This window comes from Vibrio paracholerae, from assembly GCF_037672085.1.
GTDB lineage: Bacteria > Pseudomonadota > Gammaproteobacteria > Enterobacterales > Vibrionaceae > Vibrio > Vibrio cholerae.
Map to the genome: position 1 here is coordinate 1,847,438 of NZ_JBBHLM010000002.1, position 16,214 is coordinate 1,863,651.

A 16,214-nucleotide genomic window follows, 5' to 3' on the forward strand; every position below is an offset into this window, starting at 1 on the left:
TATGACTACACACTCTTTACTCTCTCTGTTTTCGGCGCAAGGTGCCGGAGACAAAAAAGCCATCGGTAATTTACACGGCGCAAGTTTAGCGCTGGCCATTGCGGAACTCGCCAATGCTCATGCTAGCCATACTCTGCTCGCCGTGCCCGATCCACAAACTGCGCTCAAATTGCTACACGAAGTGGAACAGTTTAGCCACAGCGAAGTGGCGCTCTTCCCCGATTGGGAAACGCTGCCCTACGATAATTTTTCACCCCATCAGGACATCATTTCTGATCGTATTTCGCGTTTGTATCAGCTCCCAAGCTTAACGCGCGGTATCACGATTGTCCCGGTCAGTACCTTGCTTCAGCGCCAGTCACCACGTGACTTTTTGTTGCAGCACACCTTAATCGTTAAACGTGGCGATCACTTTTCACTGGATAAACTGCGCTTGCAGTTAGAAAACAGCGGCTATCGCCATGTCGATCAGGTCTTTGGCCCCGGTGAATACGCCAGTCGTGGTTCGATTCTTGATCTCTTCCCGATGGGCAGTAGCGATCCGTTTAGAATCGATTTCTTTGATGATGAAATCGACACCATTCGCACCTTTGACCCAGACAATCAGCGCTCAATCGCTGAAATGGATGAAATTCGCCTGCTGCCCGCCCATGAGTTTCCGACGACTGCCGCGGCGATCGAAGAGTTTCGTAACCGCTGGCGACAGCGTTTTGAAGCGCGCCGCGAGCCGGAATCGGTTTACAGCCAAGTATCTAAAGGTACTTGGCCCGCAGGGATTGAGTATTGGCAGCCACTCTTTTTTGAGCACAGCGAGACCCTGTTTGATTACCTGCCCGCCAACAGCCAGCTTTTGGTGGTGGGCGAGCTGGAAAAAGCCATCGACCAGTTCTTAACCGATGTCGATTACCGCTACGACCAACGCAATATCGACCCACTGCGCCCACTGCTGCCGCCCAATGAGTTGTGGCTGCGTAAAGATGAGCTATTTGCGCATTTTAAAGCGCTGTCACAAGTGCAACTAAGCAGCTCACCTATCGAGCTGCGTGCCGGTCGAATGAATGCGCAAGTTCAACCACTACCCGTATTGGCCGTTGAACATCAAAACAAAGAGCCTTTAGCGGAACTGCGCCAATTTAGCGAACAATTTACCGGCAAAATCATTTTCTCAGTCGAATCGGAAGGTCGCCGTGAAGCGCTACTGGAGTTGTTACAGCGCATTAAATTGCGCCCGCAAAGCCAAAATGATTTCAGCCTTGCGTGCCAACAAACGGAAAAATACTCACTGGTGCTCGGCTCAGCAGAGCGCGGATTTATCTATGGTGATAACCAAGTTGCCTTGATTTGTGAGAGCGATTTACTGGGCGATCGGGTGATTCAACGTCGCCGCAAAAAAGATCGCAAAAACGTCACCAACAGTGATGCGGTGATCCGCAACCTTGCTGAACTCAAACCGGGGCAACCTGTTGTCCATATTGATCACGGGATCGGACGCTACTTAGGCTTACAAACCCTTGAAGCGGGTGGCATGGTCAGCGAATACGTGATGCTGGAGTATCAAAACGAAGCCAAGCTGTATGTGCCGGTTTCGTCACTGAACCTTATCAGCCGCTACTCCGGTGGCGCAGAAGAAGCCGCCCAATTGCATAAATTAGGGGGTGAAGCGTGGGTCAAAGCGCGCCGCAAAGCGGCGGAAAAAGTGCGCGATGTCGCGGCAGAACTTTTGGATGTGTATGCCAAGCGCGAAATCAAACCGGGCTTTAAATTCCATCTCGACCGTGAACAATACGCGACCTTCAAAGCCACCTTCCCGTTTGAAGAAACCGATGACCAAGCGATGGCGATCAACGCTGTGCTATCCGACATGTGCCAAGCCAAAGCCATGGATCGTTTGGTGTGTGGTGACGTAGGCTTTGGTAAAACCGAAGTAGCGATGCGCGCCGCGTTTGTCGCGACCGATAACGGCAAGCAAGTCGCCGTGTTAGTCCCTACAACTCTACTGGCGCAGCAGCATTTTGAAAATTTCCGCGACCGCTTTGCTAACTTGCCGATCCGCGTCGAAGTGCTCTCCCGCTTTAAATCAGCCAAAGAGCAAAAACAAATCCTACAAGATGTGGCGGACGGCAAAATCGATATTCTGGTCGGTACCCATAAGTTGCTCTCTAGCGAAATTCGTTTTGCGGATCTTGGCTTGCTGATTGTTGACGAAGAACACCGTTTTGGGGTGCGCCAAAAAGAAAAAGTCAAAGCGATGCGTGCCGATGTGGATATTCTGACTCTCACTGCGACGCCGATCCCACGTACACTCAACATGGCCATGAGTGGTATGCGTGATCTGTCGATTATTGCCACCCCTCCAGCGCGCCGTTTAGCCATCAAAACCTTTGTTCGTCAAAGTGAAGATAGTGTGATCCGTGAAGCGGTACTGCGTGAAATTATGCGCGGTGGTCAGGTGTACTTTCTGCATAATCAGGTTGAAACCATCGATAAAGTGGCCGCAGATTTAGAAAAACTGGTGCCTGAAGCGCGGATTACCGTCGCTCACGGGCAGATGCGTGAACGTGAGCTGGAAAAAGTGATGAACGATTTCTACCACCAGCGTTTCAATTTGCTGGTGTGTACCACGATCATCGAAACCGGTATCGACGTTCCGACCGCGAATACCATCATCATGGATCGCGCTGACAGCTTAGGTTTAGCTCAGTTGCACCAGTTACGTGGACGTGTCGGTCGTTCGCATCACCAAGCCTATGCTTACCTGCTAACGCCACCGCCCAAAGCGATTACCAAAGATGCAGTCAAACGCCTAGAGGCGATTGCCTCTTTAGAAGATTTGGGGGCCGGCTTTACTCTCGCCACGCACGACTTGGAAATTCGCGGGGCCGGTGAATTGTTAGGCGAAGAGCAAAGTGGCCAGATTCAGTCGGTCGGTTTTACTCTGTATATGGAAATGCTCGAACAAGCGGTCGAAGCCCTAAAATCAGGCAAAGAACCTGCGCTGGATGATTTACTGCGTGAGCAGACCGAAGTCGAAATGCGACTACCAGCCTTACTGCCGGAAGAGTACATCCCCGATATCAATACGCGGTTATCCATGTACAAACAGATCGCCAGCGTAGCGAGTGAAGACGAATTGGCTGAACTCAAAGTCGAATTGATTGATCGCTTTGGTAAATTACCGGACGCCGCGTTAAACTTACTCGCCATTGCCGAACTGAAACTCAATGCTATGCGCCTAAAAGTGCGTAAAATTGAGGCGCATGAGCGTGGCGGATACGTAGAGTTCTATCCCAATGCTGACATTAACCCGGTGTTTTTGGTTAAACTGCTGCAATCGCAACCAAAGTTACTGGCGATGGATGGACCAACCAAATTGAAATTTACTTTGCCTTTGGTTGAACGCAGCGCGCGCATTCAATTTGTCGCTGACATGTTGAAGAATTTCCAGCAAAATGTACTACCTGCTCAGTAAGATTCTCAAATTGATAGGACAGGTAAGCGGCAAATCAGTACGCCTCTAATCGCGAGATAACACTCAGATTAGGGAGAATGAACTAAGCCAATCTCTTCGCGGGATTCATTCGCAAGAGATATAGCACAAATCACCAGTAATGACCCAGTGTGAAACACTGAACGATGGAGTGACAATGAAAAGATTGATCCCACTGCTGCTGTTGCTGATTGCAATGCCCAGCATGGCGGCTCGGCAGTTTGATATTGAAGTGATCATTTTTAAACGAGCAGTCGATGCGGAAAAAGTGAGTGAGTCTTGGCCTAACAGCTTACCTGCCATCAATGTTGATCGCGCAGGCAGTTTTGCCGATGTTAGTTTTCGCCAAAGTAAAGGCGTAACACTATTGCCAAGCTCCGCTTATCAACTCAATAGTGAAGCGCAGAAATTACGCAACCACGCAGGCTTCAATGTGTTACTGCATACCGCTTGGCGTCAAAATGATCAGGGTCGCCAATCCGCTCCTGTATTCCATATTCAAGCAGGGCGAGATTTCTCGGGGCAATTTCAAGCCAATGGAAATCCAGTTGGCAGCACAGTCACCGCTCCCGTAGATGGTGTCAGTGAAATGAGCATCGCCAACCCGCTGTATGAACTTGATGGCACTTTGCAAATTTACGTTCAGCACTTTTTGTTTGCTGAAGCCGTGCTGGATTTGAAAAAGCCCTCGGTACGCGAAGTCGTATTGCAAGACTCGCCTTTAGAACTGGGCACCAATGAAGAGCAAGGCGCAACGGTACAAGCCGGCATGCTTGAATCGGTCTCACCTAAAGTTCAGGAAGAAACCTTCCTGAAAAGTTATCGTCTCGATCAGAAACGCCGTATGCGTAGTGGTGAAACCCACTATCTGGATCACCCTCTCATGGGCGTGATCATTCAAGTCCGCCGCGTTGCTGAGTAAGACTCGATCGTGAGTTTGAATACGCGGTTTAAGCGGATTCAAACTCACCCCCTTCTAGAGATCAGAGTTGTTAGTGCCACCTCCCGTCTGTTTCAAAAGTGATTCACTCTCTCACATTTAATGAGTGGACTTGTCTATCAAACAAGAACTCATGTTTATAAGCCTTTGAGTGGGTTGAACCTTCTAGCATTTGCCACTGATAATCTTATCGCTCTCAGCATTTCGTTATTGATGCCACCATCTCTTCCACGTATTTGGGCATCAATCTAACGAGAGAGTAAGGAAACTCATTATACAACCCACTCGAACTGTCAAGAGAGATGAAGGTCAAGCCATGAAACAGACAAAAACGTTGACCGCGATAAGCGTTCTCGCCTTGAGCCATTTAATGACTCAAAGCCCCGCATTCGCGTCAAGCAGCAGTGATATACAGACCAAATTGAAATGGTCGTGGTCAACCAGTACATTTCACCCTGAGTCAAACCAAGTCATGGCCGCGCCTGTGGTGGTGCAGCTCAACGACGATAATGTGGCGGATATCATAGTCGTCACTTTTGAAGGCAATCAATATACTCAAGGTGGTTATATTCGCGCACTCAGTGGTGTGGATGGTTCCGAATTGTGGAGTTATAGCAACGGTGGAGTGATTGCCGATGCTCGTTATCCGGTCGCCGCTGCCGATCTGGATGGTGATGGTAATGTTGAGATCGTATCAACCAGTACATTAACCCCCTACATCAATATCTTAGACAACCACGGAAACATCAAGAAACAGATCCTCAAGTCGGCGTCAGGCTGGCGTTCAGTAGGTGCAATTACTCTCGCTGATGTTACAGGCGATGGTAAACTTGAAATTCTTTCTGCCGATGGCGTGTATAGCTATGACTCAGGATTACTATTCAGCCACGACTGGGCACCTGGTGCGATTGCTTTTGATAGCAATGGCGATGGCCAACGTGAAGTCTTTGCCAACGGTACACTCTACCAAAACAACGGTGCTTACCTATGGCAATACCAAGCCAATGACACTGTTTGGTTCTCTTCCGTTGCAAACCTTGATGGTGATGATAAGCCTGAACTGGTCGTGTCGGTTCCAGCGTCTTTGAGCACACCAGAAAACAGTGAAATCGCCGTGCTTGAGCATGATGGCTCAGTAAAATGGCGAGTCAACAATCTATCTAACCCAGGTGGCAGCGTGCAAGCCGTCTCCAGTTTTCTGGGTAAACCAAGCTCCAGCGCAACCACTGTTGATGCTCAGTCTGCCGTTTATGGCTACACTCACTGGGCACATCAACAACGTGTTCTCGCAGAAAATCATCAGTTAGCGATTCGTTCTGGTGCTGTAGTCGATGGAATTGGGGCTAATAGCCAAAACATGATCGGCGGCAGCGGTGGCTCACTCAGCACAATTGATACCAGTAAAGTCCGCGCCATTGATGTGACTTACGGTAAAAACAAATACACCTGGAAGTATGGTGTCCTCGAGATGAGCTTTACTCTCGATAACGGCGCAAAAGTCACCGTGGGAGCAAAAGATTCTGCGTTTACTTACCCAGGATTAGAGTGGAAAACCAAAACGGTTCCTTATCTTGGTCTTGAGTGGCGTACCAAAACCGTCTCTTACTGGTTCTTTGGCTGGCACACTAAACAAGTGGCTTATTTAGCGCCTGTATGGAAAGAGAAAACCATCCCTTATGCCGTACCTGTGACACTGTCGAAATCGACTACTGTACGTTATGACATTCCACAAGGCTCACAGCTCTTGGGTATGAATGTGTGGAGTAAAGAGAAACCCCTCTTTAAACACAAACAGCAAGTCAATGCGGTGCAGTTCCTAGTTGGTAAAGTGACTGCTGACCAATCACACATGGGCATTGTGTACGCGGGTTACTACGCGGTTGACATGTACGATGCGCAAGGCAACAAAGTATGGTCTGTGGCTAACGATGACCTGAACAGCGGCAAAATTGGTGTCTCCGCTTACGACTTTACCGGTGATGGTATTGATGAAGTTCTGATCCAAGACCGCTTAAGAATGCGTATCCTTGATGGGAAAACTGGACGAGTACTGAGCACGATTGCCAACTCATCTGGTACTTTATGGGAATATCCGGTTGTTGTTGATTTAGCAGGCAATAATAATGCTGCGCTGATTATGGTTGCTAACAATTACGATCGTGAAAGCAACCTCAATAATGGTGTATTCGTCTACGAGTCAGCCAATCCAAGCAAACCTTGGAAAAATGCAACTCGTATCTGGAACCAATACGCATTTAATCTCTCAGATATTAATGCTGATGGCACCGTACCTTCTCATGCACAACCAAGCTGGTTAACCCACAACAGCTTCCGTTCAGCGACCATTCGCGTTCCGCTGAAGTAAAGAAACTCCTGCAAGCCGCTCCATCCGGAGCGGCTTTTTTGTTATTAGTCTCGAACAAACCATTAAAACGTCCAAAATAAAACACAACCAAATGGCCACTTTTGGTTCTTCCTGTCTCAATCAAGGCTCACCTTCTCATATATAAAACCATTAAATATCATGAAGATAAGAACGTCATCATTTGACATAGTCGCTGGATTGAATAGCAATCATCACCACATAGATAATCTCTAGGCTTTTGGTGTATTTCCTGTGTTGTCATTCCTTATTGACCTTCTTTACCCATCTTCAATGCAAAAGTAAGAGTGATACTACTGAGAATACAAAGACATTAACGGATAAGCCATAAGGTAACATTATGAAACTTAATCTCCCCATGTACGCGCTTGGATCGCTCATTCTGGCTCAAGCTCCAGCATTTGCGCACAATGAAATTCAGACCAAACTAAAATGGTCATGGTCTACGAGTACTTTTCATCCAGAGTCCAACCAAGTCATGGTCGCACCCATCGTGGTGCAGCTCAACGACGATAACGGCGACGGAAAAATCGACGAAAAAGATGTAGCAGATATCATAGTCGTCACTTTTGAAGACAATCAATATACTCAAGGTGGCTATATTCGCGCTCTTAGTGGAGTAGATGGTTCCGAGTTGTGGAGTTATAGCAACGGTGGAGTGATTGCCGATGCTCGTTATCCAGTCGCCGCTGCCGATCTGGATGGGGATGGAAATATTGAGATCGTATCAACCAGTACATTAACCCCCTACATCAATATCTTAGACAACCACGGAAACATCAAGAAACAGATCCTCAAGTCGGCGTCAGGCTGGCGTTCTGTGGGCGCAATGACTCTCGCAGATGTTACAGGCGATGGTAAACTTGAAATTCTTTCTGCCGATGGCGTGTATAGCTATGACTCAGGATTACTATTCAGCCACGACTGGGCACCTGGTGCGATTGCTTTTGACAGCAATGGCAATGGCCAACGTGAAGTATTCGCTGACGGCACTTTGTACCAAAACAACGGTAATTATTTATGGCAATATCAAGCCAATGATACCGTCTGGTTCTCATCTGTGGCTAACCTTGATGGGGATAATAAACCTGAACTTGTAATTTCTGTTCCTGCTTCATTAAGCACGCCAGAGAATAGTGAAATTGCCGTTCTTGAACATGACGGTACGATAAAATGGCAAGTAAATAACATGTCCAACCCAGGAGGAAGCGTACAAGCTGTTTCCAGTTTTCTGGGGAAACCGAGTGTAAATTCAATAATCGTTGATACTAAATCTTATGTATATGGCTACACCGATTGCGCCTATCTACGACAAATCATGGCTGGAAAAGATCGATTATTAGCCATCCGCTCTGGCGCTGTAGTTGACGCGATTGGTGCCAATAGCCAAAACATGATTGGTGGAAGTGGCGGTTATCTAAGCACAATCGATACCAGTAAAGTCCGTGCGGTAGAGGTGACTTATGGTAAAAACAAATACACTTGGGCCTATGGCATTCTTGAGATGACGTTCACGCTTGATGATGGCTCTAAAGTTACTACCGGCTCAAAAGACTCTGCTTATACCTTCTTTGGCATCAGAAAAGCAACCACGGCACATTACGTTATTCCAAAAGGATCGCAACTCTTAGGAATGAATGTGTGGAGTAAAGAGAAACATATTCACAAGCATAAACAACAGATCAATGCAGTGCAGCTCTTAGTCGGTAAAGTGACTGCGGATCAATCGCACATGGGTATCGTTTATGCGGGCTACAATGCGGTTGACATGTATGATGCCAACGGTAATAAAGTATGGTCTGTGGCTAACGATGACCTGAACAGCGGCAAAATTGGTGTCTCCGCTTACGACTTTACCGGTGATGGTATTGACGAAGTGTTGGTTCAAGATCGTCTGAGAATGCGTATTCTTGATGGCAAAACTGGCCGTGTGATGGGCATTATTGCGAACTCTTCTGGCACCTTATGGGAATACCCAGTCGTCGCCGATTTAGAAGGCAACAACAACGCCTCACTGATCATGGTTGCCAATGACTATGATCGCGAAAGCCAAGTCAACCACGGTGTGTTTGTGTATGAGTCCGCCGATCCAAGCAAGCCTTGGCGAAATGCAACTCGTATCTGGAACCAATACGCATTTAATCTCTCAGATATTAATGCTGATGGCACCGTACCTTCTCATGCACAACCAAGCTGGTTAACCCACAACAGCTTCCGTTCAGCGACCATTCGCGTTCCGTTGAAGTAAAGATACTTCTGCCAGCCGCTCCATCCGGAGCGGCTTTTTTATCGCTATGCTCACACCTTCTTCCACTCTTACGCCACAAAGCCACTGATTTTCCACAAATCTTACTTCGTTGCTTATAATCAAGAGACGAGTGCATCGGATGATACCTTTACTACTTGAAGCGCAGTGGTATTGGCTAGGTTCGTTCCCCCAATCATAGAACTTTCTATGTTCATGGGGATGCTCCCACTTGCCACCTAACTCCAAGTCGTTTGGGTATACATAAAAAGCTAAAGGGATAAACCATGACTCCGGATTTTCAAATCGTCACTCAGCGCTTGCAGCTTCGTCTCATCACTGCCGATGAAGCTGAAGAGTTGGTACAGTGTATTCGTCAGTCACAAACGCTTCATCAATGGGTGGACTGGTGTCATGCGTTGTTTAGCCAGCAAGAAGCAGAGCAGTTTATTCAAGCCACACGGCTTAATTGGGTTAAAGCCGAAGCTTATGGATTTGGCGTATTTGAACGACAAACGCAAACCTTAGTCGGGATGGTGGCGATTAATGAGTTTTACCATACTTTCAATATGGCTAGTCTGGGGTATTGGATTGGGGATCGTTATCAAAGACAAGGCTATGGTAAGGAAGCGCTCACTGCGCTGATTTTGTTCTGTTTTGAACGTTTGGAATTAACACGTTTGGAGATCGTTTGTGACCCGGAAAATGTGCCCAGTCAGGCATTAGCGCTGCGCTGTGGCGCCAATCGAGAGCAGTTAGCACCCAACCGCTTTTTGTATGCAGGCGAGCCGAAAGCCGGCATTGTGTTCTCTTTAATTCCATAGCCTGTCTATGTTGATAGACATACACTGACTGACCGCCTAACGGCCCCCCTTTCGTTTTGGGATAGATAAAAATCAAGCGGCTACGAGTGCCGCTTGATTCTATCTAACATGATTAGTGTAGCTTGAGGTTTGGACGCAGAACGCGGTTAATACGCCCCACCAACATCATCAAACCGGTTTTAATCATGCCGTGCAGCGCCATTTGGTGCATACGGTATAAAGAGATGTACACCACGCGAGCAATACGCCCTTCGACCATCATAGAGCCACGAGTTAAGTTACCCATTAGGCTACCGACCGTTGAGAAACGGCTGAGGGAAACCAGTGAGCCATGATCTTTATAAACGTAAGCTTTGAGCTCGCGGCCATACATTTTGGCCACAATATTACGAAATGCCAGTGAAGCCATTTGGTGCGCCGCCTGTGCGCGAGGTGGTACAAATTTGCCATCCGCCTGTGTGCACTGGGCTAAGTCGCCAATGACAAAGATGTCATCATCACGTGTGGTTTGTAGTGTGCCTTTCACGACCAATTGGTTAATCCGGTTCGTTTCAAGGCCTGCGATATCTTTCATGAAATCAGGTGCTTTGATCCCAGCAGCCCAAACCATGATGTGCGCAGAAATCTTTTCGCCATCTTTGGTCGTCAGGCCATCTTTCTCCGCTTTGGTCACCATGGTCATCGTGCGTACATTGACGCCTAACTTGGTCAGCTCTTGGTGTGCTGCCGCCGAAATGCGTGGTGGCAGTGCTGGCAAAATACGCTCACCCGCTTCAATCAAGTTCACGTTCAGCTTGCTTGAATCGAGGTCACCAAATCCATAAGTGCGTAACTCTTTGACCGCATTATGTAATTCAGCCGATAGCTCAACACCTGTTGCGCCCGCGCCAACGATAGCGATATCCACAGAACCTTGACCGTTTTTCGCGTGCAGCTTCAAAAACTCGTTGTTCATTTCCGTACGGAAACGGTTTGCTTGCTCTGGGCTATCTAGGAAAATACAGTGCTCTTTCACGCCCGGAGTATTGAAATCATTAGACGTCGAGCCAATCGCTAATACCAGAATATCGTATTCTAAATCACGCTTTGGCATCAGCAGCTCACCATGCTCATCTTTCAGTTCACTGAGCGTGATCGTTTTACTTTCACGATCAATCGACGCTAAGCTACCGAGCTGGAAATCGAAGCTATGATTTTTCGCATGTGCGCGGTAACTCAGCGCATCTACGCCTTCATCCAATGAACCTGTTGCCACTTCATGCAACAAAGGTTTCCAGAGATGACTTGAATTGCGATCCACCAAGGTTACATTGGCTCGACCTTTGCGCCCGAGTGTGCGACCCAGTTTGGTCACCAGCTCTAAACCGCCAGCGCCACCACCTACAACGATAATTCGTGTCACAACAACAATCCTCAAATAAAGATGAATAATTATTATCCAGCCCGATTGCTCGTGCTGAGGGAATCTGTTATGCCATGATGCGTTTAACATCCAGCAGACTTGGGTGAGGTTTGGTTACTCTCAGTGGCACGTTACTCGGCAGCAAAAAGCTGCGCTAACACAAATAATCGGCAAGTTTTCCACTCGCTCTCAATTTATTTTGATATTTATCAACAAATCTTAGTGCTGGTCATTATATAGGGCTGATTTCATCACGCAACCACAGATTAAGTCATTCTCATTAGATTTTTTGTGGGTTTGGATAAGTAAAAACAGCCTCCAAAAGAGGCTGTTCAAGATCGTATCGCTTAGGGAAACTAAGCCGCTTTGAAGGCTTTCATCACTTGCAAATGATGAGAGATTTTTTTGAATTTATGCGTTTGAGTGTCATCCCAAACAATGTCGTAATAGTCTTGTAGCTCTTGCGCGGTTTTCTGGTTATCGTGAATTTCATCCTGACGCGACAGGATCACCAGACAGCGACCTTGATTCTTGGCTCGGAATTTTTCAACGCATTTGGTGGAGATGTCTTCGTACTCTTCTGGGCGATCAATGCGCCCCTGCATCGTCAATTCAGGATGCAAGTTAGGATTAAAGATAACCTGCTTTATTCCACACAAAAAACCTATCCGCTCAGACCAATAACCACCGAGCCCGACACCGCAAATCAGTGGATTTGGATCGCCAGACTGCTCGATCGCCTTATGCACCTCTTTCAGTAGATGTTGCATATCATGTTTGGGATGTAAGGTGCTGTAATTAATGAAACGCACATCGCTATCAATGAATTGCAATTGCAGCACTTTTTCATGGTTACCCGGGCTATTTGAATCGAATCCGTGTAAGTAAATAATCATAATGTCTCCCCCGTTCCTTGAGGTTTTAATCTACCACGAAGAGTATGGTTTTAAACAGCCTAGTAGACTATCAGTAAAGAGAATTTCACCGTAAAGAGAATTTGAACCGCATTTCTCCAAACAAGGTTACCGCTGACGGCAGCATCCGCTCATCACGTAATGCTTGGTTATGCTTTTGGCTAGCCTTGTTTCGACTGCAAAGTCTGCGCAAGTTGCTGCGCCTGATCTCGATAAAGTTCGTCAGCCCAAAGTTGATAAGCCAATAGATACCAGAGCATTGCCATCATAGTGGTACGCGGTCGCCAAGCTTGAACACCAGAGACCCAAGCATCGATATCGGATAATTCGCGCCGTTGGCAGTAACGGAATACCGCATCAAGTACGTTTTCACCAGCGACATCAATACTCAGCGCTAAATCAATGCGCGGATCGGCCAAGGCGGCGTATTCCCAATCGATGACTCTTTGTCCTTGCTCGGTTTTCACCATGTTATAGCCAGCCAGATCAAAGTGACAAAGCACTTGCCCCACATCGGTGAGATTGGGCACAGACCGCCACTGCTCATAGAGCGCTTTAACCTCATCGGTTTTCAGGTCATCTCGGATCTGTAGCCAGTAGTGGTCAACTCGACCAAGATAGTTAAAAGGCGCTACCGGAATGCGATGGATATCCAACTCATGAATGCGCGTTTGCGTTTTCAATACCACGTCAAAAGCGACACCATCACGCAGTGATTCGCCATCGATCCATTCCACAAGCAAGCCGTGTTCATTAACCAGTTCGGCTTTCGGGCCGATATGATCATGCTCAATCGCTTTGAGGATTTGATACTCTTGAAATCGAGAAATAGAAAAGGCTTTGGTAATAGGCGTTGCTGGACGCCACACGAAAGCACGATCGCCCGCAACGATTTTCCAGCAACGATTAGTGAGACCTCCGGTCAAGGTCTGCGCATATTCTGGCGGCACAAAGAAAAAGTGATTTAATGACAACAACGACGGATCCAGTGCGCTTGCTTCTCGCCATGCAATCTTTGCCATAACCAACTCCTTCCCTGTGCTAGTGGATTACAAACCGAGTAAGCTCTTTGACTGTTGCTTACGGATTTCGGTTTCGTCAGCCCACTCGATTAAACCTGTTTGTAGATCCATCAAACGCATGGTCATCTTGTAGTAGACATCTTTATCACTACCCGCGTTTTTCACAATGCTCGATAGATTGCCGTACAGCATGTATTGCGCGCCGACCATCTTACCAAACTGGATCGCTGTGCTTTGGTTAACGAGTTCGTCATTATTCTGGAAGTTCAACTGATCGCGAACCGCTTCAACACGATCCATATCGACGAAACGGAACTTGCCTGAATTGAGCATCTTGGTGCTGATGGTGTCCGTGATCGATTCGGTATCTATATGTTCACTGGTTTTGTTCTTAATACGTTCAACAAACACAATCGGGCGACCATCGCGAGTGATGGCAGAAACCGAGCCTGACATCATCATGCTATCCACCATTTCTGCAGCAATTTTTTGCAGGTCGGTCGAACCAAAGTCAACATTGACGGTTTCTACCGCTTGCGCATCACCGTAGCTCACTTTATTCGAACATCCCCCTAAGATAACCGCCAAACCTAGCAGGGCAATGACACTTTTTTTCATCGTGATTCCTCTTAAAAACGTATTTTTATCGATCGCTTATTCGACCGCTTTTTTATTGATCGCTTTCGCGGATCTGGACGCGAAACTGCTTACCGTTCGGGTTCACCGAAACCTCAGTCAGTGACACGGTTTCCATACCTCGCAAAATGATGGTTTTCCATGGGCTTAACTTGGTATTCACTTCAAGCCCATCATTGTCATACCAATAAAAACGGTACTGTACATGCACATCGCTTTTTTGGTTACTCTGCAAACGAACCACGCCTCGAGTATGTCCATCCACTGCCGTGGTTGAAATGTCCTCAATACTTAAGCTTTTGCTTAAAGTGCTGTCGTTAAATAAGACTTGCTGTGATGCGCCATCCACTCGCAAACCTGCAGTGTTAGCACTGCATCCCACTAAGAGTAAAGCGGTTAATACTGCTAATAGCCACGTTCTCATTACCGTATCCCTAGTTGTTTATGCCAAATTGTCACATTGTTACCTTGGTGAGATAGCCAAACTAGCGCTGTGCCATTTTCTGGAACATGAAAGGTATAGTGAGTCCCTGCAATATCCAGCACTTGATCACCCGCTTTCACCACTTGGGTGGCCGTATTGACTGTGGCGGGCAAGGTTAACCAGCTGCGTGTATCAGGCTGCTCCGTTAACGTATTCCAAATATTAAACACTAAATTGGCGACATCCTCTTCCTGAGTCGTCTCTTTGCGCAGCTGATCTTTGGCGACCACACGCAGCGCTTGGCGCAGTACCAGCGCAGGCATCTGCTCCGTTAATGCCTGCTTAGCCATCAAATCCACATCAGTAACTGGCATAGAGGCCAAACTAGCGCCATTTAGACTGATCGGTACACGACTTTGCGCCACCGATGATGAATAATAAGGTAGAGCCAAAGAATACAGCGCCGTATTGCCACGACTGTCAGACAAAGGTAAAGAGAGTCGCCATGCTTGCTTAGGTTGTACTATGCCCTGCTCTTCTATCACGATGACTCGGCCTTGCGCAGAGGTTAAGCGTTTAGGCTCACCATATTGCTGTTTAAGAAGCTTGAGATCTTCTTGCATGCCAAGCCGAGACGCGACTCGAAGTGTCCCATCAATAACCGATGGATTATTGGGGGCAACCGCCAGCGCTCTGCGGTAGTCAACATAAGCCGAGTTCAAATCATTATCCGCTTCATAAAGCAGCGCCGAAAGATACAACAGATAGCCATTTTGCACCGCTTCTAAGGTTTTTCCGGCATCTGGATATTGCGCAAGCACACTGCCTAAGTTCGGGGATAATCCTTGTGAACGCATCTCTTGCTCAGCACTGGACAACGCTTGTTCACGGCGTTTTTTGGCGGCTTCCTGAACTTGGTTAGCGCGGCGCATTTCAACTAATGCACCATCCAGATCATTATTGCGCACATAATTTAGCCCTAAGTACAGGTGCAAAAAGCCCAGTTCATAATCGGCAGGTTCGTACTCATTCAAGTTATCGTTGACTGCCAGCGAACCCACACTGGTCGCTGTACTACTCACAGAGATGATCGCTCGGTCTTGCTGCTGTTTAACCGCCAAATCTGCAGCAGCCAAACTTTGCTGGCTTTCTGCGTATTGCTGGCTAAGAAAATAAACCCGACCTTTTTCAAGGTTGTCTAACACTTCCCCAGCGACATAATCGGGCAACAACTGCGTCGCTTGTTGGTATTGCCCAGCGGCTACGGATTGGTATAAGTCCCTGTTTTGCGCACTGTAATGACTAAAAAGATTGCCCGCAGTGAGATTGGCACACCCCGCGAGCAGTAATGAGGTAAGAATGAGGCTACGCATAGGTCGTTTAATGTATTGAACCACGTGATTCGTCACCATCAACATCGGAGAATGAAGTTAGCCCATCAAAAGCGGCCCAAGCGGACGACCACCCACCAAATGCATATGGATGTGATAGACCTCCTGACCCCCATGTGAGTTACAGTTCATGATCAAGCGATAGCCGTTTTCGGCGATCCCTTCTTGCTCAGCGATTTTTTTGGCGACAGTAAACAGCCGACCGAGTGCTAATTCATCTTCAACTTCAACATCATTGACCGTTGGGATGAGCTTATTGGGGATGATCAAAATATGGCTTGGCGCGCGCGGATGAATGTCTCGAAATGCAGTGACCAACTCATCTTGATAAAGAATATCAGCGGGAATCTCTCTACGAACGATTTTGCTGAAAATGGTTTCTTCCGCCATGACGTACTCCGTACAAAGGTTTTGATTAAGAATTTTTCTGGCTTGAGTATGCGTCAAGGCATAGTAAAGCTCAATAAAAAACACCGTACAGTTAAAAGAACCTGAGCAAGCTCACTGGTGAAAGGTTTTTTTTGCTGTATCGGTCATAAAACGTGT

The 16,214-nt window shown here is 47.3% G+C and carries 12 protein-coding genes; 5 read left to right on the forward strand and 7 right to left on the reverse strand.

The annotated features are described in order from the left end of the window. Nucleotide 1 precedes the first annotated feature (1 nt). From mfd to R4537_RS13545, 5 genes are all read left to right on the forward strand, one after another. Complete coding sequence (mfd, locus tag R4537_RS13525) at nucleotides 2-3,469, forward strand: transcription-repair coupling factor (protein ID WP_071178448.1); 3,468 nt, start codon at nucleotides 2-4, stop codon at nucleotides 3,467-3,469. 175 nt (nucleotides 3,470-3,644) lie between these two features. Further along, nucleotides 3,645-4,409, forward strand: coding sequence for a peptidoglycan binding protein CsiV (locus R4537_RS13530; RefSeq protein ID WP_071178449.1), 765 nt, complete (start codon nucleotides 3,645-3,647; stop codon nucleotides 4,407-4,409). Nucleotides 4,410-4,743: 334 nt separating this feature from the next. Beyond that, on the forward strand, nucleotides 4,744-6,792 hold the full coding sequence (locus tag R4537_RS13535; RefSeq protein WP_071178450.1) for a beta-prism lectin domain-containing protein: 2,049 nt from the start codon (nucleotides 4,744-4,746) through the stop codon (nucleotides 6,790-6,792). 358 nt (nucleotides 6,793-7,150) lie between these two features. Continuing rightward, entirely contained in the window at nucleotides 7,151-9,058 is a 1,908-nt protein-coding gene (locus tag R4537_RS13540; RefSeq protein WP_071178451.1) for a beta-prism lectin domain-containing protein, read from the forward strand. Nucleotides 9,059-9,342: 284 nt separating this feature from the next. Beyond that, entirely contained in the window at nucleotides 9,343-9,879 is a 537-nt protein-coding gene (locus R4537_RS13545) for a GNAT family N-acetyltransferase (protein ID WP_000186700.1), read from the forward strand. A 112-nt stretch (nucleotides 9,880-9,991) separates the two neighbouring features. Here R4537_RS13545 and R4537_RS13550 read toward each other — a convergent pair whose 3' ends face one another. The 7 genes from R4537_RS13550 to hinT all read right to left on the reverse strand — a co-directional run bounded on the left by R4537_RS13550 (nucleotide 9,992) and on the right by hinT (nucleotide 16,058). After that, a complete protein-coding gene (locus R4537_RS13550; RefSeq protein ID WP_000196857.1) occupies nucleotides 9,992-11,281 on the reverse strand; it encodes an NAD(P)/FAD-dependent oxidoreductase in 1,290 nt (429 codons plus the stop codon). A 356-nt stretch (nucleotides 11,282-11,637) separates the two neighbouring features. Continuing rightward, the gene (gene ycfP, locus R4537_RS13555; protein ID WP_071178452.1) at nucleotides 11,638-12,177 is read right to left on the reverse strand and encodes an alpha/beta hydrolase YcfP; all 540 of its coding nucleotides are present in this window, start codon (nucleotides 12,175-12,177) and stop codon (nucleotides 11,638-11,640) included. Between the two features lie 179 nt (nucleotides 12,178-12,356). Continuing rightward, entirely contained in the window at nucleotides 12,357-13,217 is an 861-nt protein-coding gene (locus tag R4537_RS13560; RefSeq protein ID WP_071178453.1) for a phosphotransferase, read from the reverse strand. Between the two features lie 27 nt (nucleotides 13,218-13,244). Beyond that, complete coding sequence (gene lpoB, locus R4537_RS13565; RefSeq protein WP_000750164.1) at nucleotides 13,245-13,835, reverse strand: penicillin-binding protein activator LpoB; 591 nt, start codon at nucleotides 13,833-13,835, stop codon at nucleotides 13,245-13,247. Between the two features lie 52 nt (nucleotides 13,836-13,887). Next, entirely contained in the window at nucleotides 13,888-14,277 is a 390-nt protein-coding gene (locus R4537_RS13570; RefSeq protein ID WP_001261382.1) for a YcfL family putative periplasmic lipoprotein, read from the reverse strand. After that, nucleotides 14,277-15,695, reverse strand: coding sequence for a COG3014 family protein (locus tag R4537_RS13575; protein WP_071178454.1), 1,419 nt, complete (start codon nucleotides 15,693-15,695; stop codon nucleotides 14,277-14,279). Before R4537_RS13575 ends, R4537_RS13570 begins: the two co-directional genes overlap by 1 nt. Before the next feature lie 12 nt (nucleotides 15,696-15,707). After that, nucleotides 15,708-16,058, reverse strand: coding sequence for a purine nucleoside phosphoramidase (gene hinT / locus R4537_RS13580; protein ID WP_000807128.1), 351 nt, complete (start codon nucleotides 16,056-16,058; stop codon nucleotides 15,708-15,710). Nucleotides 16,059-16,214 lie beyond the last annotated feature (156 nt).